Source organism: Rhizobium phaseoli, assembly GCF_001664385.1.
Taxonomy (GTDB): domain Bacteria; phylum Pseudomonadota; class Alphaproteobacteria; order Rhizobiales; family Rhizobiaceae; genus Rhizobium; species Rhizobium phaseoli.
Genome location: NZ_CP013533.1, coordinates 40,161 through 62,810, shown reverse-complemented (window position 1 = coordinate 62,810; position 22,650 = coordinate 40,161). Strand labels below are relative to the sequence as shown.

The following is a 22,650-nucleotide window of genomic DNA, read 5'->3' as shown; positions in this document are numbered from 1 at the left end:
CCGCAAGCCGCCTGCGCGTCCTGCTATCCGGCCGATAACGGCTCCATCGCCTCGAAATCCGGCAAAGCGCCGCTCGCATAGCCGATGACCCCGAGCGAAGCGATGGCGATCCGGCCGTCGCGGATCGACAGGAGCGGCCCGTCCCGCCCCTGCTCGTAGAGATCGGGATGGGCCGCGGCAAAGCGCGCTTTCTCCGCCTGCGGCGCGCCTCGCATGCCGGCCACATAGTGATGACCATTGCGCTCGACATGGGAGAGGCCGAGCAGCGAAACCAGCGCCAGATCCTGCTGCACGGCAAGCCCGGCCTGACAGGTCAGATCCTCGCCGGAGAGGAACAGCCCTGACACGCCTCCCGTTCTGATGCGGATCGCCTTCAGCAGCGAGCGGTAAATGCCCTTGCAGGTCTTCGACGAGACGCCGGTATAGCCGAGCTCGCGGGCGTGGGCGAAAGCATCGTCGCCATCGTCGCTCTCATCGATCAGGAACGGCAATTGCGCCGTCAGATCCCCGAGCGGCGTTTCCATGGTGATCTCGCGTGAGAACGGCTGCTCGACGAAGGCAATGGCCGCGCGCAGCCTGGCCAGCCGGGGCGTTGAATCAATCCGTGCCAGCTGGAAGCCAAGCTGTTTCGACGACATCCCGACGGCCGAACTTCTGTCTCCGGCGCTCACCACCCTGCGGGTGCAGAAACGGGAGATGGGAGAGGAAGCCGTGCGCCTGCTGCTTAGCCGCATCGCCACCAAAAACCGTCAGCACGGCATCGTCATCGTGCCCGAACTCATCGTCCGCGAAACGACATGATCCGACGATCAACAGGAGGAATATCCCATGGATGCCGGCAATCTGCAGTCATTGGCCCTGCCCGAAGAGAAGAAGGCCTGGTTCGTTCATGACCGGTTCGGCATGTTCGTGCATTGGGGGCTCTATGCCCTGCCGGCGCGCCATGAATGGATCAAGAGCCGCGAGGAACTGAACGACGCCGACTATCAGAAATATTTCGATCATTTCGACCCCGATCTCTACGATCCCCGCGAATGGGCGAGACGCGCCAAGGCCGCGGGCATGAAATATGTGGTGCTGACCACCAAGCACCATGAAGGCTTCTGCCTCTGGGACACCAAGGCCACCGACTTCAAGGTGACCAACACGCCTTATGGCAAGGATCTGCTGCGCCCTTTCGTCGACGCCTTCCGCGCCGAGGGCCTGAGGATCGGCTTCTATTATTCGCTGATCGACTGGCATCACCCCGACTTCACCGTCGATCCGCGCCATCCGCAGCGCAATCATCCCGATGCAGCAAAAATCAACGAAGGCCGGGATATGCGGCGTTATGCCGCCTTCATGCGCGAGCAGGTGCGCGAATTGCTGACCGAGTTCGGCCAGATCGACATCCTGTGGTTCGATTTCAGCTACCCGCAGTGGAAGCTCGGGGAGCTTGCCGGAAAGGGCCATCGGGACTGGGAAAGCGAAAAACTCGTGCGGCTCGTGCGCGAGCTTGCCCCTGATATCATCATCAACAACCGGCTCGATCTTGCGGGTCTGCAGCCCGACATTGTCACGCCGGAGCAATATATGCCGCGCGCCTGGCCGAAACGCGACGGCCGGCGCGTCGTCTGGGAAGCCTGCCGACGCTCAGCGGCTCCTGGGGCTATCACCGTGACGAGGACACCTGGAAAAGCACCGAGCAGCTGGTGCAGATGCTGGTCGGCACCGTCGCGATCGGCGGCAATTTGCTGATGAATGTCGGGCCGCCGGCGCGCGGCACGCTTGACCACCGCGCGCTATCAGCCCTTGCCGCCTATGAGGAGTGGATGGCGCTGCATGAGCGCAGCATCGTCGGCCGCACCCGGTCCGACTTCACCGCCCCGCCCGATTGCCGCCTGACCCAGAACGGCGACCGGCTCTATATCCACCTGTTCAACTGGCCCTATAAGCATCTGCATTTCGATGCGCTGGCGGGCAAGATCGAATATGCGCAGTTCCTGCACGATGCGAGCGAAGTCACCTGGCTGCGACCCTCCGCCAATACCTTGTGGGCGAACACCCAGTTCCCGGTCGCCGAGGACGAGCTGACATTCGTCCTGCCGGTACGCCGACCCAAGGTCGTGGTCCCGGTCATCGAGGTCAAGCTCAAGGCGGGAAGTGCCGCTGGCCTTGCCAGCGCATCGGCCTGAAAATCGGCATCGCTATCGGAAGCATCCCGATAGTTTCAAAGTGTTACAGTGCCGCCCGAAAGACGCGCGGCGCTGTAGACGATAGAAGACCTCTTCGGCCCATCAGCTCCAGGCGTGAAGCGGCGGCTTTTCTCCATTCAGGAAATACTTGCCGAGAATGGCGTATTTCCAGCGCACGGGATCATGGAGCGTATGGGTGCGGGCATTGCGCCAATGGCGGTCGAGATTGTGTTCGGCGAGCGTCGAGCGGGTTCCGGCGAGCTCGAACAGCTTGTTCGTCGCCGCAATCGCGATTTCCGTCGAGAGGATCTTGGCCTCCGCCGTGACGATCTGCGCTTCGGCGACAGTGTCGGCATTGGGATTGAGCACCGCCCGGTCGACCGCATAGCCGGCCTTTTCCAGAAGCGCCTGCGCCGCATGCAGACGCAGCGTCAGATCGCCGACGGCCTGGATCGTATAAGGATCATCCCAGGCATGATCCAGGCCGCTGTCCACCCACGCCCGGCTCTTGGTGCGCACGAATGCGACGGTCTCGTCGATGGCTGCCTGCGCGATGCCGGTGTCGACGGCGACCTGGATGATCTGGAAGATTGCGCCATCGGCGGTCGGCACTTCATAGCCCCTGTAACCCGGCACGAGATGGGTCTTCGGCACCTTGACGTTGTCGAGGAGCACGGTGCCCGACAGCGTCGTGCGCTGGCCGAAGGAAGACCAGTCGTCGATGACGGTCAGACCCGGCGCATCGCGCTCCGCGATCGCATACCAGGCCCGCCCCTGGTCATCGAGCGCGACGATCGGCACCAGATGCGCGAGCAGCGCGCCGGAGGAGTAGAATTTGCGCCCGTTGACGACGACATGGTCGCCGGCATCGATAAAACGCGTCTCGAAATCGACCGCGCGTTTCGAGCCGAATTCCGAAAAGGCATTGCCGAAGCGGGTACCCTTCAGCACTTCGGAGAAGAGAAGCTTTTGCTGCTCGGGATCGGATACGGTTCGAATCGCCGCGACAACACCCAGATGATTCTGAGCGATCTGGCCGATCGATGAATCCGCCGCCGATATGATCTCGATGACCTTGGCAAGCGTGGCATAGGAGACTTCGGGACCGCCGAAGGCCTTCGGCACGTTGATCGACCACAGGCCGCTTTGCGAGAAAGCATCCAGCTCGGCGACGGGCCAGATCCGTTCTCGGTCGCGCTTGGCCGATTCCTGAACGAATTCGGCGGCAAGCTTCCTGGCGACGGCGATCGCCTCGGCATCGTCCCTGATGATATGAGCAGGCGCGGCCGGACGTGGCACCGCCGGCACGGCCTTGGCGGCATTTTCAGTGTTGACCTGTGAGAGCGTCATGATGATTTCTCCTGGTTGATGATGGGGGCCGCTCAGGCCGGTGGGAGGCTTGCTGTCGAAGACACGGAGGCGGGTGCTGCCTTCTGACCGAGATAAAACGCCTTGACGTCGTCGCGCTGACGCAGTTCGGCCGCATCTCCCGAAAGTGCCGCAGTGCCGTTTTCAAGGATGGTTGCCCGATCGGCATAGCGCAGCGCGATCGCGGAATTCTGTTCGGCGACGAGAATGGAAAGCCCGCTTTCAGCATTCAGCCGCCGCAGCGTCCGGAAAATGTCCTGGACGATGATCGGCGCCAGTCCCATCGACGGTTCGTCGAGCACCAGCAGGGTCGGACGCGACATCAGCGCCCGGCCGATCGCCACCATTTGCTGCTCGCCGCCGGAGGCAAGCCCGGACAATGCGCGGCGCTTGTCCTTCAGCCGGGGAAAGATCGCATAGATCCGCTCCAGATCGGCGGCGATTTCCGCGCGTGAACCGCTCCGTCCCAGACCGCCCGCAATGAGATTTTCTTCGACGGTGAGGTTGCGAAAACAATGCCGGCCCTCGAGGACCTGTACGAGACCGGCCCGCACCAATTCGGCCGGTTTTGCCTTGGTGACGTCGCGTCCCTGATAAAGGATGCTGCCGGCGGTGATCTCGCCGCGCTCGGCCGGCAGCAGGTTCGAAATCGCTTTGAGCGTCGTCGTCTTGCCGGCGCCGTTGGCGCCAAGAAGTGCCAGGATTTCGCCGCGGCGAAGCGTGAAACTGACCCCGTGGAGCGCGGTGATCGCACCATTATAGGTCGCCTTGACCCCGTCCACGCTCAGCAAAACGTCTTTTCCAGCCATGGTCCACCAGTCTCAATGTGGTTTCGTGGAAGAGCCGGGCATCGGCGGGACCTGCTCCCGCCAATGCCCGGCGATCGGCTCAGTTCGTCACGGCCTGGGCATCTTCAGCCGTGCGCAGCTTGATGCCCTTTTCCTTGGCATAGGCTTCCGAGGACTTTTCGATGATCGGCCGGAGCAGCGCCCAGTCCGGTGCGATCCAATCGGATACAACGTTCCATTTCTTGCCGTCCCACTGCTGGAAGGTCACGTAGCCGTTGCCTTCGTGATTGTCCCAGGTGACGTTGATCGAATGAAACAGATCCTTGGCGCCGAGCGCTTCAACGCGGGCGGGGTCGAGTTGCAGATGTTCGAAGCCCCAGCGGACCTCGTCGCCTGTCAATGTCCGGTGGCCGAACTTTTCCTGTGCGATACGGATGGCTTCGACGTTCAGGATGCCGTTGACGATGCCGAGATTGTGGTAGACTGAACCGATGCGCTTCTTGTCTTCGAGATTGCCCCTGCCGTTGTCGTAGAGCGTCTTCACGATCTCCTGAACCACGGGATATTCCGCGCCGGAAGCCTGCGTGGTGATCGCGGTATAACCCTTGGCTGCGTCGCCGGCCGGGATGACGTCTTCTTCGGAGTTAGACCAGACGTTGCCGATGATGTGATCGACCGGGAAGCCCGTCTTGGCCGCCGTCTTGAGGGCGACCGGGTTCATGACGCCCCAGCCGCGCAGGACGACATAATCCGGTTTGGCGCGACGGATCGTCAGCCACTGCGCCTGCTGCTCGTTGCCGGGATGTGGCACTTCGATCTGCTGCAGTTCGAAACCGTATTGCTTCGACAGCAATTCGTAAATCGGGATGGTTTCCTTGCCGTAGGGCGAGCCGTGGTAAAGCACGACGATCTTCTTGCCCTTCAGCTTGTCGGGGCCGCCGAGCTTGGAGGCGATGTAGTTCACGATGCCGGAGGTCTCGCTGTAGGGATTGAGCAGCAGCGGAAAGACATAGGGGAAGACGCGGCCGTCGGTGGAGTCGGTACGGCCGTGATTGATGGTGATCAACGGCACCTTGTCCTGGGTGATGCGGTCGATCATGGCATAGGCGATACCGACTGAAAGCGGATTCCAGGCGGCGATATTGGGATTGCTTTTGAGGCGCTCATAGGCTTCGACGCCACGCTCCACCTCGTACTGCGTTTCCGCCTCCGACCAGGTGAGCTTAACGCCGTTCACGCCGCCGTCGCGCGTGTTGATAAGATTGAGATAATCGATGAAGCCGCCGAAAAAGCCGGTGCCGCCGGCTGCATAAGGCCCGACGCGATAGCTCTGCAGCGGGAAATATTGTTCGTCCGCATGGGCGACCGGTATGGCGGCCGAGACGGCCAGGCCGGCCGCAAAGGCGGCGGCTTTCAATTTCGCAAGCATGGTCATGTCTGGATACACTCCGAGTATTGTCCGGTGCTGAGACCGAATCTGGTTGAATGAGCGGTGCGTTTTGGATGTTTTCGGAGCTTGCGCCCCGGCTTGGTCAGGCTCGTCTGCCGACGGCAGAGCCGAGCCGCCTTCGGATGTTGTCCCAGAGCGAGGAGAGCCCGTCCGGTTCGAGGATCAGAAACAGAATGATCAGGGCGCCGAGCACGATGCGCTGGCTCATGTCGAGCACGCCGGAATCGAAGAGATCGCCGAGCAGGAACGAACCCAGCCGCGACAGCAACAGCGGAAAGACGACGATCAGTGCGGCGCCGAGAAAGGCGCCCCGCGTCGAGGCAAGCCCACCAATGATGATGATGAAGAGGATCTGGAACGACCGGTCGAGATTGAAACCGGCGGGCTCGACGGTTCTGAGATAAGCGAAAGCCCACAGAGCCCCCGCCACCGCGATGATGAATGAGGAAATCGCAAAGGCGAGCAGCTTGGTTTTCAAAACGGGCACCCCGATGATGCGCGCCGCCGTCTCGTTGTCGCGAACGGCGATGAAGTTGCGACCGGTTTGCGACGTCGTCAGCCGATGGGCAAGGAAGGTCAGCATGACGACGACCGTCAGCGAAAAGAGGTAGCGGCCGACCGGCCCGGTGAATTCCAGGCCGGCAAGCGTCAAGGCCGGCGCGTCGATCACTCCGGAAGCGGAGTCGTTTGAAAACCAGCTGAACTTGGTGAGCGCCCACTGCACGAAGAACTGCGCGGCAAGCGTCGACACGGCGAGATAGAAGCCTTTCAATCTGAGGCTCGGCAGGCCGAAGACGATCCCGATCACCGCCGCCGAAAGGCCGGCCAATAGAATGCTGACGATGAGCGGCAGACCGTCGACGCGCAGATTGAAATTGTAAGCGGCGAAGGCGCCGACGGCCATGAAGGCCGCACTTCCAAGCGAGACCTGGCCGGCATAACCGGTGAGCAGGTTCAGGCCGACGCCTGCCAGACTGAGCGCCAGGAACGGCAGAAGGATCGCTTCGAAGAGATAGGTCGAGCCGATGAAGGGCACCACGAGATAGGCACCGGCAACGATGACAATGGGCGCCAGCCAGGAGCTGGAAAGCCGGCCGGGATGAACATCGGCGACAATGACGGCCATATCAGACCCTTTCCACGAGCTTTTGTCCGAAGAGGCCGGACGGGCGGATGAGCAGGAAGGCGAGAGCCGCGACATAGGCGATCCAGCCCTCGATGCCGCCCCCGAAATATTCGCCGATATAGACCTCCGCGAGCTTTTCGGTTGCGCCGATCAGCAGACCACCGACGATCGCCCCCAGAATGGAATCGAAACCGCCGAGGACGAGAACGGGAAGCGCTTTCAGCACGACCAGCGACAGAGAGAACTGGACGCCAAGCCGCGCGCCCCACAACAGGCCCGCAACGAGCGCCACGACACCGGCGGCGGCCCAGACGGTTGCCCAGATCCAGGGCAGCTTCAGCCCCACCGCAAGGGCAGCGAACTGATCGTCGGCGACGGCGCGGAAGGCCAGTCCAATCCGGGTGTAGCGGAAGAAGGCCGAGAGCGCCGCCACCATCGCCGCAGCGACTGCCGCAGCAAATAGATCGAACTGGCTGATGAAGACGCCGCCGACATCGAAAGGAATATCCTCGATCCCCAGCTCCAGACCGTGGACCTGCGTGCCCCAGATGAGCTGCGCCGCGCCTTCGATGATATAGGAGAGCCCGAGCGTCGCCATGAAGAGCGTAATCGGCGGCTTGTTGGTCAATGGCCGCAGCACCGTGCGCTCGATGGCGACGCCGATCAGAACCATCACCGCAAATGTTAGAACGAGCGCCAGGACAAAGGGCACGCCGCGCTCGACCAGGCTGACGAAGGTCAGCGCGGCAAACAGCAACATTGCCCCTTGAGCGAAGTTGAGGACGCCTGATGTCTTGTAGATCAGCACGAAGCCGATGGCGACGAGCGAATACATGACACCGGACAATAAGCCGCCGACCAGCACTTCGATCAGGAACAGCCAATCGAAATCCCCCATCAGATGCCCTCCCCGTCTTCGTTCTCAGCAGCGACACCGAGATAGGCCTCGATGACGCGCTGATCGGCACGGATTTCGTCCGGGGTCCCGTCAGCGATCTTGCGGCCGTAGTCGAGGACGGCAATTCGGTCGGAAAGCTGCATGACCACGCCGATATCGTGCTCAATGAGGATAACGGTTGTTTGATACCGGTCGCGGACAGCGCGAATGAATTCCGCCATATCGGCCTTTTCTCCCGCCGTCATGCCGGCCATCGGCTCGTCCAAAAGCAGGATCTTCGGCTCTGCCACCAAGGCGCGCGCAAGCTCGACACGCTTTTGCAGGCCGTAAGGCAGCGTGCCAGCCAACCGATGTCCCACGTGGTCGAGATGCAGGAATTCAAGCACACGGCCCGCACGTTCGCGCGCGTCCGCCTCTTCGCGCCGCGCCCGTCCAAGGCCGAGGATCTGCCCGGCGAACGACGAGCGCACGGTATGGGCTCGACCGGCGATCACATTGTCGATAACGCTCAAGCCCTTGAACAAGGCGAGGTTTTGGAAGGTGCGGGCGACACCGAGCGAGGCCAGCCGTTCGGTCGGCACATGCCGGTAGGCGTCGGGGCCGATGCTGACATGGCCGCGGTCGGAGCGATAGACACCGCTGATGACATTGATCAGCGAACTTTTGCCGGCGCCATTCGGCCCGATAATGGCGCGGATTTCCCCTGCAGCAATGGAGAGATCTACGTCGACCAGGGCCGTGACCCCGCCGAATGACAGGCTGATCCCGTGCAAGGCGAGAGCAAGGGTCTCTTCGCTCTGCTGCGGCACGCCCGCCTTGCCTGACGGCAAGGGCAGCGGGCGGGCAATCCGGGCGCCGGCGCCCTGCGGCGCGCCGGTTTCCAGCACGTCAAGGGAATAGGTCGCGGCGGGCATTCGGGTCCTCCATACGGGCGTGAACGTGGCGCACAGGTCCCTCTGACGTGGGCCGATCGGCCCACGCGCGGGTGATGTGTCGCTTGCAAGAGATATTCGGGCGGTCGACTGCCCTTATTCGGCAGCCACCGCCTGCGCCTTGGCAGTTTCCTCGAGCTCGCGCACGAGCGGAATCACATGCTTGCCGAAATATTCGACCTCTTCCTGGAAATGCAGGAAACCGAGCAGGATCAAATCCGCACCGGCCCGCTTGAGTTCGACGATCCTTTCGGCCACCTGCCGGGGCGTGCCGATGAGGTTCGAGCGGAAGCCGTCATTATATTGAACGAGATCCTCGAAGGACGATTTCGCCCAGTTGCCCTCGCCTTCAGGCGAAGCCTTGCCGGCGTTCTTCACCTCATGCCCGAAAGCGTTTACCGCCTCGGGATTGGCCTTCTCGATGATTTCGGCAAGGACCGCCTTGGCTTCTTCTTCCGTCTCGCGGACGATCGCAAAGGCGTTCACCCCAACCCGGACGGAATGGCCGTTGGTTTCGGCCTTCGACTTGATGTCTTCGACCTGCTTGCGGATTTCAGCCGGCGTGTTGCCGTTGGTGAAATACCAGTCGGAGACACGTGATGCCATATCGCGCGCCGCACGCGAAGAGCCGCCCTGGAAGATTTCCGGCTGCGGATCGATCGGCTTCGGCTTCAGCGAATAATTGTTGAAGCGATAGAAATCGCCGCGGAAGGTGAAATTGTCCTCGGTCCAGATGCCGCGAAGCGCGCGGATGAACTCCTCCGACCGGCGATAGCGCTCGTCATGATCAAGCCAATGCTCGCCGATGGCGGTGAATTCGCCGCGGAACCAACCGCTGACAATATTGACGGCAACACGCCCGTTGGTCAGGTGATTGATGGTCGCAATCTGCTTGGCGGCAAGGGCCGGATTCCACGGGCCGGGCAGGATCGCCGCGATCACCTTCAACGTCGTCGTTGATTCAAGCAGGGCGTGGCTGAACGAAACCGATTCATGCTGAAATTCCGCGCCGTAACCTGCGGTGAACCGGATCTGGCTCAGGGCATAGTCGAAACCGCTCGCTTCGGCGATCTGCGCAAGCTTTCTATTGTATTCAATCGTCCAGCTTGTGCGCTGCTCGATGTTCGAAATCACCAGGCCGCCCGAAACATTCGGCACCCAATAAGCGAATTTGACCGGCTCGTTCGAGGCATTGGAAAAAGTCATGTAAGGCTCCCTCTTGAATTTCGTTCCACGCGCTAAGCCGCCAATTCGTTGCGTTTGCCTGCGGCGGGCACCGCGGCGTCGGCCGCCGGCGTGATTGCGGCGATCTCCTCGACGGCTCGATCGACACGCTCGAGGACGGCAGGATTCGTCAGTTGGTGATCGGTAAAGTCGGCCTCAAGCGCGTAGACCCCGGTCGGGACGGTGATTGCATTGAAGAAGCCGAAGAGCGGCCGCAATTGGTGCTCGAGCATCAGGCCGTGCAATGGCGTACCGCCGGTTGCCGCCAGGACGACGCGTTTGCCTGACAGCGCTCGATAATCGACGAGGTCGAACAGGTGCTTCAGGGCGCCGCTGTAGGATGCGCGATAGACAGGCGATCCAACGATGATGATATCGGCGCCCTCGACCGTCGCAACGATCGTCTTGCCCTCGGTATCGAGCTGGTCCGCTCGAAGCGCGCGAAAGAGCACGGGAGCGGCATCGACAATCTCGATGGACTGCAGGTGGCCATCGATACGCTGCTGCAGGCGATCGGCGATGACATTCACCAAGGACGCCGTCCGGGACGGTCTTTTGACATTGCCGCTGAGCGCTAGGATGTTCATGATGCAGACGTTCCCGATTTTGTAGTTTTAATCTATGTAATTAGTGGACTAATTGCAGGCGAAGATGTTCTAATCTTCGCTTGAAAGCGGATCGAACTGCCGTAGCAAGACGCGGATTCCGGAAGAATTTTCTCAAGAGGCGTTGGGCAAGACGAGCAAACCGGTGACTGCGAGGCGGATGACCCGGCCGTCACATCGCAAGCCCCGGCATCCCATCGCCGGGCAAGCTCGCAAAAGCTTGCCGAAAACAGCAGGGCAAAGAGTCACGGTTTCTGCCAGAGGGGCTCGCTGCCCCGAGCCGCTAACACACGACGCCTTTCAGGAGAACGGCTCGGTCGGCCCGGCCGCCGGCCTGGTGAACCAACGCGGTCCTTCGGCGGTCATATAGATATGGTTTCCGACCGGATCCCGAATTTTTCGGGAAAGACGATCATCGGTTCGTTTGAAAAACACATGCCGGCGGCTAGCGGCGTGTGATTGCCGCGGAAGCCAGACATCCCTCGCCCGCTGAACCCAATCGCTTCAGGATAGGCTGATCGCCACCGGCCGGTCGAGGTCGCGGGCAATGTAGTCCTGGATCTGCCGGACGATTTGGCCGGCATGAGCGATCGCTAGCCGATCGGCGCGATCGGCGTCGCCAGCCTCGATCGCGGCGATGATTTCCTCATGTTCATCGACATACTGACGCGGCAGGCGGTCGTCGAAGGTCGAATAATAAAGCCGAAGGATGCGCCGGCCTTCGTCGAGCAGCTTGGCGAAGAAGGTCGTGTAATAGGAATTGCCGGCAAGCTCGGCGATCGCCACGTGGAATTCGCGGTTCGCCTCGATCATCGCATAGGCGTCTCGCGCAGCGACGGCATCGGCAAAATCTTTCTGATGCAGGCGGATGCTCTCCATGATTTCGTCGTTTCGCCGCTCGGCAGCCCCGCGCGTCGTCACCCGGTACATCAGCGTCAGCGCTTCGAAATAGGTGGGCAGGCTCGCAAAATCGATCGGCGCGACAATCGTGTTTCGGTTGGGGAGGGTCGTGACGAGGCCATCGGCTACAAGTCGCAGCAGCGCCTCGCGAATGGGCGTCCGCGACATGCCGAAACGCTCCGACAACCGCACCTCGTCGAGCGGGCTGCCGGGTTCTAGAGCCATCGACAGGATCTCCCGGCGCAGCGTCACATAGACGCTCTGCGTGCCGGAGCCGCGCACCCGCACATTTTCCGTGTCATTCTGCATGTGTCCCGCCTCTGTCCTGAAGCCTTGTATTGCGTTTCGGCCGGTTTCTGCAACGGTCCTGATAAACCCGGTTGAGTCCTGTCGACAGTTTGTATATAACGCTCCCGACTTCAACGGGGTGCAAGCGATGACGACAGGATGGAAGGGCGTATTTCCCGCCGTAACGACACAATTCAACGAAGGTCTTTCCGTGGATCTGCCCGCAACCCAGCGCGTTCAGGACGCGCTCGTCAATGACGGGGTCAACGGCTTGATCGTGATGGGCACATGCGGCGAGAACAATTCGCTCGATCCCGATGAAAAGCGCACAATCCTCAAAGCGGCCGTCGAGGTCGTCAACGGCCGCGTTCCTGTTGTGACAGGCGTCTCCGAATTCGACACGCGCCGCGCCGTCGCCTATGCCCGCGACGCCGAAAAGCTCGGCGCCGACGGGCTGATGCTGCTGCCGGCCATGGTCTATGTGCCGAAGCCGGAAGAGCTGATCGCCCATTTCCGCACCGTCGCCGAAGCGACCTCGCTGCCGATCATGCTTTACAACAACCCGCCGGCCTATCGCGTCAACATCGGCGCCGACGTGCTGAAGGTGCTCGCCGACGTGCCGAATATCAAGGCCGTCAAGGAAAGTGCGCCGGATCCGCGCCGCTTCACCGACCTCATCAATGAATTCGGCGATCGTTTCGATATTTTCGCCGGTCTCGATGACGTCGCGCTTGAAGGGCTGATGCTCGGCGCCAAGGGCTGGGTCTCTGGCCTCACCAGCGCCTTCCCGGAGGAATCCGTGCAACTCGTCGCCGCCGCCGAACGCGGCGATTGGGCGAAGGCCCGCGAGATCTACCGCTGGTTCATGCCGCTTCTGCATCTCGATGCCGAGCACGACCTCGTGCAGTCGATCAAGCTCGCAGAACAGATCATGGGCCGCGGCTCCGAACGCGTCCGCATGCCGCGCCTGCCGCTGTCGGGCGCGCGCCGCGCCGAGGTCACCGCCATGGTCGAAAAAGCGGCCGCCACGCGTCCATCGAAAATCGGCAAGGCCGCCTGAGATAAACAGGCCGGCAGCAGCATGCACCGCGTCTGCTGGCCTTTCCACGCTCGCGCTAAGCGCCTTCGGCCTTGCCGGAACGGATGAGGCTGCTGCGGCCGACCAGCGACGGTATCTGGAAAATATGCTCCGCGCTGGTGCGGCCCTCGATCCTGGAAATCAATGTCCGGGTGGCGACCTGGCCGAGCTCCCTGCCCGACTGATCAATGCTTGCGAGATTGACGAGGCCGAGCGCTGCGGTCGACGAATTGTCGTAGCCGATAACGGCGAGGTCTTCGGGCACGCGCACCCCCATCTCCATCGCCAGGCTCAAAAGGGTAATCGCGTCGAGATCGCTCCAGCAGAAGACGGCGCGCGGCCTGTTCTTCCGCAACAGGAACTTTCGCATCGTTTCCTCCCGCTTCGGCGGGGCGATGGGGATTTTGCTGATCGGCGCAGACGATCCGAGCCCGGCGCGCTGCATTGCCCGACGGAAGCCGATCTCACGCTGACGAACGACGGAAACCTGATGTCCCTCGCGCTCGCCGAGACTGAGCATCTCGATATCGCGGTAGCCGCAGGCAAGCAGCGCCTCCACCGCGATCTCGGCGCCGCGCTGGTCGTCGGCATTGACGGTATCGAAGGCGGTGGCGCCGGCATCGTGGTAACCGACGGCAACGATCGGTATCTCTGACGCGAACTTGGCGATGATCTCGGAGGGCAAGCGCGGGGCAACGAGGATCAGGCCGTCCATTTTGTAGTCGATCATCGACTCGATCAACGACGTCTCCAGCTGCACGCGCGCATCGCTGACGCCGATCATCGCCTGATAATGCGAAGGCGCCAGCACGCCGTTCACGCCGGCGATCACCTCCGGCAGGAAGGGATTGCGGATGTCGATCAGCAGCACGCCGATGGTGAAACTGCGGCCGCGCAAGCCCCGCGCCGCCCTCGAAGGGCGATAGCCGAGCTCTTCGATGGCGCCGGTCACCTTTGCGCGCAGCCCTTCGCTGACGCCGTAGGCATTTCGCATCACCTTGGAAACCGCGGCGACCGAGACGCCCGCGTGCTTTGCCACTGTGCGGATCGTCACGCGATCATTTCGTTGCAGTCTTTGTTTGTCTTCGATCGACATGAAATCTCTGGCTGCTCTGCGGGCCGTCCACAATTGCCCACCAAAACACCATGGCAGAGTGGCGGCGAAATTTCTATTGCGCTCCCGAAAAAAATGTAGAACGTTATATGGAGAACGTTCTACATTATCTGGGAGGACTTGATGAACTTTCAGCCGGCAGCCATCAGCGGCGATCGCGTTTCGCGCGCCTGGTCTGGAGAGATGATCGCGCCGCTGTCGGACGGCGGTCAGGGAACGCAAGCAAGCTTCGTTTCTAGGAGCTTCGATCTCGAGGGCGCTGGAGGCCCGGTCGAACTCTTCATCTCCGCGCTCGGCCTCTACCGCTGCTTTATCAATGGTGAGCGCGTCGGCACCGATCTCTTGACGCCGGGCTGGACGAACTATGACGATCGCATTGCCTATCAGCGATACGACGTCTCAAGCCTGCTCAAACCCGGCCGCAACCGGATCGAGATCTGGCTCGCCGACGGATGGTACCGGTCGCCGATCATGTGGGGCGCAAGCGCGATCCCGAATTGCTGGGGCGACAGGATCGGCGCCATTGCCGATCTGGTCGGAGCGGACGGCACCATTCTGTCCACCGATACGAGCTGGCGGAGCGGCCTTCTGCCCATTCTGAAATCGGGCATCTATTTCGGCGAGATCTATGACGCGCTCCGGGAAAACCTGACACATACGCATGGGACCGAGAGACTGCCTTTCGATAGGGGGCTGCTCATCGCCCATGAGACCGCGGCTGTGCGGGAGTTGCAGCCGCTCGCCCCGGTCGACAGCTGGATCGATGATGAGGGCAGAACGATCTATGACTTCGGCCAGAATGTCGGCGGTTATGTCAGATACACGGTCCGCGGCGCCGGCGGCGCCCAAGTGCGGGTGGAGCATTCCGAAATCCTCGGCCCAGATCGCCATTTCGACAATCGCAACTACCGTACGGCCGCAGCGCACACGCTCTATACGCTGCGCGGAGACGGCGAGGAGACCTATGCGCCGCACTTCACCTTCCACGGTTTCCGCTATGCCCGCGTGACGATCACCGGGAATGCCGAGATCCTGGAAATCGCGTCGATCCCGATCTCGTCGGTGCCAGAGCCCGCCGGCGGCTTCACATCGGGCAACCCTCTCGTCAACCGCCTCGTGCAGAATACCATCTGGTCGCAGCGCGCCAATTTCGTCGAAGTGCCCACAGATTGCCCACAGCGCGACGAACGCCTGGGCTGGACGGGCGACGCCCAGGTCTTTGCCGCAACCGCATGCTGGCTGAGCGACAGCCAGTCTTTCCTCAGGAAGTATCTGCGCGACGTGATGGCCGACCAGCGCGAGGACGGCGCCGTCTCGCACTTTTCGCCGGACCCGACGCGTCTGCATCCCGCCAACTTCCCAGGCTATGCCGGCTCGACCGGCTGGGGCGACGCGATCGTCGTCATCCCCTGGGTTCTCTACACCCATTACGGCGATCGGGCCGCTCTCTCGGAATGCCTGGATTCCATGGTGCGCTGGGTCGATTTCGTCTGGTCCATCTCGGATGGCCCGATCGTGCGTCCGCCGTCGCGCTGGGGTGCGCGCGGCTTCACTTTCGGCGACTGGCTGCAGCCGGTCGGCGACAACAGAAAGCCGCGCCCGACGATCGCCGACGATTGTGCGGCTACTCTCTACCACTTCATCTCGACGGATCTTCTGGCAAAAATCGCCGCCGTTCTCGGCGAGGACGCACTTGAAGAGCAGATGAAGCGGCGCGCCGGAGAAATCCGGCAGGCTTTCGCCAACGAGTTCATCACTCCCGCGGGGCGGCTCGCTCATAATGACCAAACCTCCTATGCACTCGCGTTCCTCAACGACCTGATACCGGTCGAGCATGATCAGGCGGCCCGGCAGCATTTTCGGCAGGTCATCATCGATGCCGACTACAAGATCGGCACCGGCTTCATCGGCACCCCTGCCCTTTTGCCGGCCTTGACGAAGCTCGGCATGGACGACCTCGCCGAAAAGGTCTTCCTGCAGGAGGACGTGCCGGGCTGGCTCTATCAGGTCTCGAAGGGAGCAACGACGATCTGGGAGCGCTGGGATTCGATGGCGCCCGACGGCACCATCTACGAGCCCGACATGAACAGCTATAACCACTATGCCTATGGCGCGGTCTGCCAATGGCTGTTCGAATGCGTCGCCGGCATTTCACCGAGCCCGGATGCGCCGGGGTTTGCCGAGGTCGTCGTCAATCCCGCGCCGATCCTGTCGCTTTCGCCTGTTTCAGCCTATCACGACATCAGCCAGGGACGCATCGAGGCCGGCTGGCGCTGCACCGGCAACGAGGTCACCTATGTGCTGACGCTTCCGGAGGGCTGCGTCGGCCGCTTCCGGCCCGGACCGCGGCACAAGAACCCGTCGCTTGACGGCAAGCCTGTCATCCGGGAGGCCGTTCTTTCGCCGGGGACGCACCAGCTGGTTTTTTCCCTACCCGATCATTGAGGAGCATAAAGGTCACACCGTTCAGAGGAGGAACGTCATGACACATCGGATAAAGCGCATTCTTTGGGGCGCGTCGGCGCTTCTGGCCTTGGCCGCGGCCGGCCCGTCGCAGGCGGAAACCACCCTGTCATTCCTGATCGATAACAACCCTGACACCATCGCGGCGGCTGAAGCCCTGGTGGCCGCCTACCAGGCCAAGGCGCCCGACGTGACCATCGAGATCGAACAGCGGCCGGGCGGCGGCGAGGGTGACAATATCATCAAGACCCGCCTGGCAACCGGCGAAATGTCCGATGTGTTCCTTTATAATTCCGGCTCGCTGCTGCAGGCGCTGAAGCCCACGCAGACGCTGGTCGATCTGAGCGGCCTGTCGTCGCAAGCGAAAGTGGATGGAAGCTTCAAGGCGGTCGTCGGTGCCGACGGCAAGCTCTACGGCGTTCCCTTCGGCACGGCGATGGCAGGCGGAATCCTCTATAACAGGAAGATCTACCAGGAGCTCGGCCTGTCCGTTCCGAAGACATGGGCGGAGTTCATGGCCAACAATGCCAAGGTCAAGGCATCAGGCAAGGTCGCCGTGGCGCAGACCTATCGCGACACCTGGACCTCGCAGCTCTTCGTTCTCGCCGATTATTATAATCTGCACGCCGCCGTGCCGAACTTCGCCGCCGACTATACCGCCAACAAAGCGAAATATGCCGAAACGCCGGCAGCGATGAAGGGTTTCGAACGGCTGAAGGACGTTCACGACGCCGGCCTGATGAACGACGATTTCGGCGCGGCAAGCTATGACGACGGCCTGAGAATGGTGGCGACCGGCGAGGCGGCGCATTATCCGATGTTGAGCTTCGCCGTCGGCGCGCTCAAGCAGAATTATCCCGAAAATCTGGGCGATGTCGGGTTCTTCGCTCAGCCGAGCGACGAGGCGGCGACGAACGGGCTGACGGTCTGGATGCCGCCCGGTCTTTATATTCCGGCGACCAGCCAGCACGCCGACGAAGCAAAGAAATTCGTCGATTTCGCCGGCAGCGTCGAGGGCTGCAAGGTGATGGTGGAAACCAACGCCGTTGAAGGGCCTTCCCTGGTCGACGGCTGCGACCTGCCGGCGGACGTACCGCCTGCGATCAAGGACATGCTTCCCTATTTCGAGGCCAAGGACAAAACGACGCCGGCTCTGGAATTCGTCTCTCCGGTCAAGGGACCGGCGCTCGAGCAGATCACCGTCGAAGTCGGCTCCGGCATCCGCCAGCCCGCCGACGCGGCGAAACTCTATGACGATGACGTGCGCAAACAGGCCAAGCAGCTCGGCCTGCCCAACTGGTAGAGCGGTCTTTCGGGCCAGTCAGCCTCGCCCGCAAAGGGCGAGGCTCCACCCGATCGAAGAGGGAGCTATGACCGAGACACGCCGCCCCGCGCGCAAATCGCCCTATCCGCTGTGGTTCTTCATTCCTGCCGCCGTCATTTACGGCGTACTGTTTCTCGTTCCGACGGTATCGTCCCTCTGGTTCAGCCTAACACGATGGGATCTGTCGACGGCCGAATTCATCGGGCTCGAAAATTTCCGACAGTTCTTTTCCGAACCCTTCCTCATCCAGGGGCTTATCAACACCCTGATCTACGCCGTGACTACGTCGGGCCTGAAGACGGTCTGCGGGCTGCTGCTCGCCGTGCTGCTGACCGGCAATATCTTCGCCCGCGGTTTCCTACGCACGCTGGTCTTCTTTCCCGTCCTCGTCTCGACGATCGGCATCGGCATCACCTTCACGGTGATGATGCATCCCACCAAGGGCATCATTAATGTCACGCTGGAGGCGCTCGGTATTCCCGGGCCGGGGTGGCTGACCGACCCGGCGCTCGCTCTTTTTTCAGTGGCCCTGGTCGATCTATGGAAGGGTGTCGGCCTCGCGACCCTCATCTTCATCGCCGGTCTCGCCGCGATTAGCCCCGATTATTACGAGGCGGCGAGAATCGACGGAGCGACGCGCCTTCAGCAATTTTTCCGCGTCACCCTGCCGCTCGTGCGCCCCGCCACCATCACGGTGGTGACATTGTCGCTGATCGGCGGCCTTCGCTCCTTCGACCTGATTTGGGCGATGACCCGCGGCGGCCCGGGTTTCTCCTCCGACGTCATCGCCTCGGTCATCTACAAGCAGTATCAGGCGGGCTTCTATGGCCTGTCGACGGCCGGCAACGTCATCCTGTTCGCGCTGATTGCCGCAATCATCCTGCCGCTCACCCTGTGGTTCAACCGGCGCGGGGTCGAAGAATGAGAAGCATCCGTCCCTATGTAACCGGCGCCATATCGCTTGCCGTCGCAGCCGTCGTCTTCGTCATGCCTTTCGTCTTCGTCGCTTTGCAGGCGGTGAAATCGAAATCCGAAGCCTCGCGCCTCGATTTCGAATTGCCGGAGCGATGGCTGTTCTGGGACAATCTCGTGGCCGTTTTCAAGGCGCGCGATTACCAGCTCGTGCTCGCCTATTTCAATTCGACGCTGATCACCGTCGCCTCCGTCACGATCCTCATCTTGCTATCGGCGATGGTCGGCTATGTGATGCAGCGCCGCAGGACAGCCTGGAACAAGGTCGCCTCCGTTGCCCTCTTCATGGGCCTGATGATGCCGCCCGCCGTGGTTCCAACGATCGGCCTGCTGCAGGAGATCGGCCTCTTCAAGACCATGACCGGGATGATCCTGATCCAGGTCGCCTATAATCTCTCCTTCTCCACATTACTCTACCGGTCCTTCATCTCGACCATCCCGCGCGATCTCGACGAGGCGGCGCTGATCGACGGCGCAAAGCCCCGGCAGATCTTCTTCCGGGTGATCCTGCCGCTTCTGAAGCCGGTGACCGTCACCAACATCGTCGTGCAATCGATCGCGATCTTCAACGATTTCACCAACCCGCTCTATTACCTCCCCGGCAAAGAGAATGTGACGGTGCAGCTGACGCTCTATAATTTTCAGAGCATGTATACGAGCCAATACAACCTTCTCTTCATGAATATCCTCCTCGTGACGATACCGCCGCTGATCGTCTTCATCTTCTTCAACCGGCAGATCGTCGCGGGCATGACATCAGGCGCGGTGAAAGGGTAGCAGAATGGCCGAACTTACGCTCAAACAGGTCCGCAAAAGCTTCGGCGCCCTTGAGGTCATCAAGGGGATCGATCTGGAGGTGGCCTCCGGCGAGTTCGTGGTGTTCGTCGGTCCCTCGGGATGCGGAAAATCGACGCTGCTGCGCATCATCGCCGGCCTGGAAGAGACAACGTCGGGTAGGCTGACCATCGGCGGCAAGGACGTGACCCATGCCGAACCCTCCGAACGCGGCATCGCCATGGTCTTCCAGAGCTATGCGCTCTACCCGCATATGACGGTTGCCGAGAATATCGGCTTCGGCCTGTCGCTCGCCCGCCGGCCGAAGGCGGAGATCACAGCCAAAGTCGCGGCGGCAGCCGAAACGCTGCAGCTCACCCACCTGCTCGAGCGAAAGCCGAAAGCGCTCTCCGGCGGCCAGAGGCAGCGTGTCGCCATCGGCCGGGCGATTGTTCGCGATCCCAAGGTCTTCCTGTTCGACGAGCCGCTTTCCAACCTCGACGCATCGCTGCGGGCTCAGATGCGCCTGGAAATATCCGATCTCCACACCCGGCTGAAATCGACGATGATCTATGTCACCCACGACCAGATCGAGGCGATGACGATGGCCGACAAGATCGTCGTTTTGAACGGCGGCGCCGTCGAGCAGATCGGCAGCCCGATGGAGCTCTACCGCAATCCCGCCACACCCTTCGTCGCCGGCTTCATCGGCAGCCCGAAAATGAACCTCTATGGCGGCGAGACGGCACGGCGGATGAACTGCACCACCTACGGCATCCGCCCGGAACATGTCAGACTTTCGGAACGCACCGGCCAGTGGCAAGGCAGAATCCGCCATGTGGAACGGCTCGGCGCCGACGCGATCCTCTATCTCGATGTCGCCGATCTCGGCGAAATGGTCGTGCGCACCGAAGGCGAGACGCCGTTTGCGCCTGGGATGATGGTCTGGGCAAATCCGGTCGAGGGTGCGGAACATCGGTTCTGAAACATCGTACTGCGGATGGCCTCGCCTTGGAAATGGGCATTATCACAGCGGTCGGCAGGTGACCGGCGGTGCCTTTCCGAGAGCGCCTGCCACGCAGTTCATTTTGAATGCCCGGAGAGACGAACGCGAAAGGCAAACCTCAACTGCCAACTGTTTTCGGATAATTTCGCTTTGACGAAGACCGTTAGTTGCAAAGCCGTGACACTCATTGGCAACTCGAAAGGGACCGCGGGCAACTTGCCTTTGTATCATTTAGCCTTTAAGGACGCCCCAATTTCCAAGGCGTAGGGGTTGAACCGGCATGTCGCCTAACGAGAGCAAATCATCCGCGATTGGCGTCACGACCGGCGATCTCGATCGCTATTTCACATTTCTCCGCCATGTTCTCGTGAATGCCGCCGCCTCGCGACCGGCTGACGAAAGCCTGGATTATGCAACTGCGGTGAGTGAGGCCATGCAACTCGCCCGCGCTACCCATGATGCCGGCCGGAAGATCATCTTCATCGGCAACGGCGGCAGCGCGGCCATTGCCAGCCATATGGCCACGGACTACTCCAAAAATGGCGGCCTCCGCGCCATGGCGATGAACGACGGCGCAACGCTGACCTGCCTCTCGAACGATCTCGGCTATGAGAACGTCTTCGCAAAGCAGATCGAAATGCATGCGAATGAAGGAGATCTGCTGATCGCGATTAGCAGTTCGGGCAGGTCGGAAAGCATCACTAAGGCCGTTCGCATGGCCCGCGAAAAAGGCGGCGCCGTCATCACCTTGAGCGGCTTCGCGCCGGGCAACCCGTTGCGCGCGCTCGGTGATCTGAATTTCTACGTCGCTTCCGACCAATATGGCTATGTGGAGATTGCCCATCTGGCGATCTGCCACGCCATATTGGATTTTTCCTGCGGCCTCGTCCCGCCCAGCCTTTCCTAAGAACCTTAGCACGCGCATGAATTTCCCCAACATCCACGATCCGGAATTGACGCTTCTGACGCCAGATGACGACGTCGCCGACCCGGAGGTCACCATCCTCGTCCCCTCGCTCAACGAGGAATTGACGATCGGAACCTTCGTCGATTGGTGCCGTCAGGGCATCGCGGCAAGCGGTGCGGCGGTCGAAATCCTCATCGTCGACAGTTCGACCGATCGCACCCCGGAGATCGCGCGTGAGAGAGGCGCACGCGTGTTGCGGACGCCGAAGCGCGGCCTGGGTCGCGCTTACATCGACGCCATTCCTTTCGTCCGCGGCAAGTTCATCATCATGGGTGATGCGGACTGCACCTACGATTTTCGGCAGATCGCGCCATTTATCGATGCCTTCCGGAAAGGCTATGACTTCGTGATGGGCTCGCGGTTCAAGGGCTCCATCGAAGACAATGCAATGCCGCCGCTGCACCGCTATTTCGGAACGCCCCTGACGACATGGATTCTCAATCGCATGTTCGCCAGCCGCTTTTCCGACATCCATTGCGGCATGCGGGGCATCAGCGTCGATGCATTGCTGCGCATGGATCTCCGTTCGCAAGGTTGGGAATATGCCTCGGAAATGGTACTGAAGTCCGTGCATATGGAGCTTGCCACCACCGAAGTGCCGATCCATTTCCTGAAGGACCCGGAGGGACGGCTGAGCCACATGAAGCGTCGGGGCTGGATGGAGCCGTGGCGCGCCGGCTGGCGCAATCTGCAGGCGATGTTTGTCTACGGATTTGATTTCTTTCTCGTCTGGCCGGGTCTCCTGCTTCTGGCCCTCGGCCTGATCATGATGCTGCCACTGCTTGCCGGCCCGATGTCGATCGGCGGTGTGCGCTTCTCGTCCAACGCCATGCTGTTTGCCATGGCGATGGCCGTCCTTGGTCAATCAATGCTGGTTTCTGCGGCGATCGGTCGCGTGGTTTTCGACTATTCGGGACATGTGCAGCCCCGTTTCGAGCGGCTTTTGCCTTACAATGCAACGATCTGGGGATCGGTTATCGCCGTTCTGGCAGGCGTGTTGCTGGCAGTTCCGCTGTTCGATTCCTATGTCGGCAACGGATACGTGCTGCCTGAGATCGGCATCGAGACCAACTGGGCCGTCTTCGGGCTTTGGCTTATCATCACGGCGTTCCAGATCTTTATATCAGGCCTGATGATAAGAGCACTCGGGGTCATGCTGCCGGTCAAGAAGCCTGTGCCGCCTCTCGCGGGATAAGAGC

18 protein-coding genes and 4 pseudogenes are annotated in these 22,650 nt (G+C 61.4%); 10 read left to right on the top strand and 12 right to left on the bottom strand.

Annotation, left to right across the window (positions count from 1 at the left end; all coding sequences use genetic code 11):
- Positions 1–23: 23 nt before the first annotated feature.
- A pseudogene (locus AMC88_RS21995) lies at positions 24–629 on the bottom strand (enolase-like domain-containing protein); the annotation flags it as partial.
- Here AMC88_RS21995 and AMC88_RS32240 point away from each other — a divergent pair.
- Both AMC88_RS32240 and AMC88_RS21990 read left to right on the top strand, forming a co-directional pair.
- A pseudogene (locus AMC88_RS32240) lies at positions 628–801 on the top strand (substrate-binding domain-containing protein); the annotation flags it as partial. The pseudogenes AMC88_RS21995 and AMC88_RS32240 overlap by 2 nt on opposite strands.
- Before the next feature lie 27 nt (positions 802–828).
- Positions 829–2,174, top strand: a pseudogene (locus AMC88_RS21990) (alpha-L-fucosidase).
- 102 nt (positions 2,175–2,276) lie between these two features.
- Here the strand turns inward: AMC88_RS21990 and AMC88_RS21985 are convergent.
- The 10 genes and pseudogenes from AMC88_RS21985 to AMC88_RS21945 form a co-directional block, all read right to left on the bottom strand.
- The gene (locus AMC88_RS21985) at positions 2,277–3,524 is read right to left on the bottom strand and encodes an SfnB family sulfur acquisition oxidoreductase (protein WP_064825921.1); all 1,248 of its coding nucleotides are present in this window, start codon (positions 3,522–3,524) and stop codon (positions 2,277–2,279) included.
- A gap of 32 nt (positions 3,525–3,556) precedes the next feature.
- Positions 3,557–4,351 (bottom strand): ABC transporter ATP-binding protein, encoded by a 795-nt coding sequence (locus AMC88_RS21980; RefSeq protein ID WP_064825920.1) that lies wholly within the window; start codon positions 4,349–4,351, stop codon positions 3,557–3,559.
- A gap of 79 nt (positions 4,352–4,430) precedes the next feature.
- On the bottom strand, positions 4,431–5,765 hold the full coding sequence (locus AMC88_RS21975) for an ABC transporter substrate-binding protein (RefSeq protein ID WP_064825919.1): 1,335 nt from the start codon (positions 5,763–5,765) through the stop codon (positions 4,431–4,433).
- 97 nt (positions 5,766–5,862) lie between these two features.
- Positions 5,863–6,906: a branched-chain amino acid ABC transporter permease gene (locus tag AMC88_RS21970; protein WP_064825918.1), complete on the bottom strand. Its 1,044-nt coding sequence runs from the start codon at positions 6,904–6,906 to the stop codon at positions 5,863–5,865.
- Between the two features lies 1 nt (position 6,907).
- On the bottom strand, positions 6,908–7,804 hold the full coding sequence (locus AMC88_RS21965; RefSeq protein ID WP_064825917.1) for a branched-chain amino acid ABC transporter permease: 897 nt from the start codon (positions 7,802–7,804) through the stop codon (positions 6,908–6,910).
- Positions 7,804–8,718 (bottom strand): ABC transporter ATP-binding protein, encoded by a 915-nt coding sequence (locus AMC88_RS21960; protein WP_064825916.1) that lies wholly within the window; start codon positions 8,716–8,718, stop codon positions 7,804–7,806. The genes AMC88_RS21965 and AMC88_RS21960 overlap by 1 nt, the downstream gene beginning before the upstream one ends.
- A gap of 114 nt (positions 8,719–8,832) precedes the next feature.
- Entirely contained in the window at positions 8,833–9,942 is a 1,110-nt protein-coding gene (gene sfnG / locus AMC88_RS21955; RefSeq protein WP_064825915.1) for a dimethylsulfone monooxygenase SfnG, read from the bottom strand.
- A gap of 32 nt (positions 9,943–9,974) precedes the next feature.
- Entirely contained in the window at positions 9,975–10,547 is a 573-nt protein-coding gene (gene msuE / locus AMC88_RS21950; RefSeq protein WP_064825914.1) for an FMN reductase, read from the bottom strand.
- 318 nt (positions 10,548–10,865) lie between these two features.
- Positions 10,866–11,032 (bottom strand): annotated as a pseudogene (locus AMC88_RS33255) (M24 family metallopeptidase); the annotation flags it as partial.
- 37 nt (positions 11,033–11,069) lie between these two features.
- Positions 11,070–11,774, bottom strand: coding sequence for a GntR family transcriptional regulator (locus tag AMC88_RS21945; RefSeq protein ID WP_064825913.1), 705 nt, complete (start codon positions 11,772–11,774; stop codon positions 11,070–11,072).
- Positions 11,775–11,901: 127 nt separating this feature from the next.
- On the opposite strand from AMC88_RS21945, the gene AMC88_RS21940 reads away from it, so the two are divergent.
- A complete protein-coding gene (locus tag AMC88_RS21940; RefSeq protein WP_064825912.1) occupies positions 11,902–12,813 on the top strand; it encodes a dihydrodipicolinate synthase family protein in 912 nt (303 codons plus the stop codon).
- Between the two features lie 55 nt (positions 12,814–12,868).
- Here the strand turns inward: AMC88_RS21940 and AMC88_RS21935 are convergent, their stop codons facing one another.
- Positions 12,869–13,927, bottom strand: coding sequence for a LacI family DNA-binding transcriptional regulator (locus AMC88_RS21935; RefSeq protein ID WP_064825911.1), 1,059 nt, complete (start codon positions 13,925–13,927; stop codon positions 12,869–12,871).
- Between the two features lie 141 nt (positions 13,928–14,068).
- Here AMC88_RS21935 and AMC88_RS21930 point away from each other — a divergent pair, with 141 nt between their 5' ends.
- From AMC88_RS21930 to AMC88_RS21900, 7 genes are all read left to right on the top strand, one after another.
- Positions 14,069–16,390: an alpha-L-rhamnosidase gene (locus AMC88_RS21930; protein WP_064825910.1), complete on the top strand. Its 2,322-nt coding sequence runs from the start codon at positions 14,069–14,071 to the stop codon at positions 16,388–16,390.
- A 37-nt stretch (positions 16,391–16,427) separates the two neighbouring features.
- Positions 16,428–17,711: an ABC transporter substrate-binding protein gene (locus AMC88_RS21925; protein WP_064825909.1), complete on the top strand. Its 1,284-nt coding sequence runs from the start codon at positions 16,428–16,430 to the stop codon at positions 17,709–17,711.
- A gap of 67 nt (positions 17,712–17,778) precedes the next feature.
- Positions 17,779–18,657: a carbohydrate ABC transporter permease gene (locus AMC88_RS21920; protein WP_064823233.1), complete on the top strand. Its 879-nt coding sequence runs from the start codon at positions 17,779–17,781 to the stop codon at positions 18,655–18,657.
- On the top strand, positions 18,654–19,481 hold the full coding sequence (locus tag AMC88_RS21915) for a carbohydrate ABC transporter permease (protein ID WP_064825908.1): 828 nt from the start codon (positions 18,654–18,656) through the stop codon (positions 19,479–19,481). Before AMC88_RS21920 ends, AMC88_RS21915 begins: the two co-directional genes overlap by 4 nt.
- Before the next feature lie 4 nt (positions 19,482–19,485).
- Complete coding sequence (locus tag AMC88_RS21910; protein ID WP_064825907.1) at positions 19,486–20,463, top strand: ABC transporter ATP-binding protein; 978 nt, start codon at positions 19,486–19,488, stop codon at positions 20,461–20,463.
- A gap of 301 nt (positions 20,464–20,764) precedes the next feature.
- Positions 20,765–21,391, top strand: a complete 627-nt coding sequence (locus AMC88_RS21905) for an SIS domain-containing protein (RefSeq protein WP_064825906.1) — start codon at positions 20,765–20,767, stop codon at positions 21,389–21,391.
- 16 nt (positions 21,392–21,407) lie between these two features.
- A complete protein-coding gene (locus AMC88_RS21900) occupies positions 21,408–22,646 on the top strand; it encodes a glycosyltransferase family 2 protein (RefSeq protein WP_064825905.1) in 1,239 nt (412 codons plus the stop codon).
- Positions 22,647–22,650: the final 4 nt, after the last annotated feature.

Bases quoted from the DNA above. Each gene is read 5' to 3' on its own strand.
- AMC88_RS21985 (WP_064825921.1), bottom strand. From the start codon at position 3,524: ATGACGCTCTCACAGGTCAACACTGAAAATGCCGCCAAGGCCGTGCCG.
- AMC88_RS21980 (WP_064825920.1), bottom strand. From the start codon at position 4,351: ATGGCTGGAAAAGACGTTTTGCTGAGCGTGGACGGGGTCAAGGCGACC.
- AMC88_RS21975 (WP_064825919.1), bottom strand. From the start codon at position 5,765: ATGACCATGCTTGCGAAATTGAAAGCCGCCGCCTTTGCGGCCGGCCTG.
- AMC88_RS21970 (WP_064825918.1), bottom strand. From the start codon at position 6,906: ATGGCCGTCATTGTCGCCGATGTTCATCCCGGCCGGCTTTCCAGCTCC.
- AMC88_RS21965 (WP_064825917.1), bottom strand. From the start codon at position 7,804: ATGGGGGATTTCGATTGGCTGTTCCTGATCGAAGTGCTGGTCGGCGGC.
- AMC88_RS21960 (WP_064825916.1), bottom strand. From the start codon at position 8,718: ATGCCCGCCGCGACCTATTCCCTTGACGTGCTGGAAACCGGCGCGCCG.
- sfnG (WP_064825915.1), bottom strand. From the start codon at position 9,942: ATGACTTTTTCCAATGCCTCGAACGAGCCGGTCAAATTCGCTTATTGG.
- msuE (WP_064825914.1), bottom strand. From the start codon at position 10,547: ATGAACATCCTAGCGCTCAGCGGCAATGTCAAAAGACCGTCCCGGACG.
- AMC88_RS21945 (WP_064825913.1), bottom strand. From the start codon at position 11,774: ATGCAGAATGACACGGAAAATGTGCGGGTGCGCGGCTCCGGCACGCAG.
- AMC88_RS21940 (WP_064825912.1), top strand. From the start codon at position 11,902: ATGACGACAGGATGGAAGGGCGTATTTCCCGCCGTAACGACACAATTC.
- AMC88_RS21935 (WP_064825911.1), bottom strand. From the start codon at position 13,927: ATGTCGATCGAAGACAAACAAAGACTGCAACGAAATGATCGCGTGACG.
- AMC88_RS21930 (WP_064825910.1), top strand. From the start codon at position 14,069: ATGAACTTTCAGCCGGCAGCCATCAGCGGCGATCGCGTTTCGCGCGCC.
- AMC88_RS21925 (WP_064825909.1), top strand. From the start codon at position 16,428: ATGACACATCGGATAAAGCGCATTCTTTGGGGCGCGTCGGCGCTTCTG.
- AMC88_RS21920 (WP_064823233.1), top strand. From the start codon at position 17,779: ATGACCGAGACACGCCGCCCCGCGCGCAAATCGCCCTATCCGCTGTGG.
- AMC88_RS21915 (WP_064825908.1), top strand. From the start codon at position 18,654: ATGAGAAGCATCCGTCCCTATGTAACCGGCGCCATATCGCTTGCCGTC.
- AMC88_RS21910 (WP_064825907.1), top strand. From the start codon at position 19,486: ATGGCCGAACTTACGCTCAAACAGGTCCGCAAAAGCTTCGGCGCCCTT.
- AMC88_RS21905 (WP_064825906.1), top strand. From the start codon at position 20,765: ATGTCGCCTAACGAGAGCAAATCATCCGCGATTGGCGTCACGACCGGC.
- AMC88_RS21900 (WP_064825905.1), top strand. From the start codon at position 21,408: ATGAATTTCCCCAACATCCACGATCCGGAATTGACGCTTCTGACGCCA.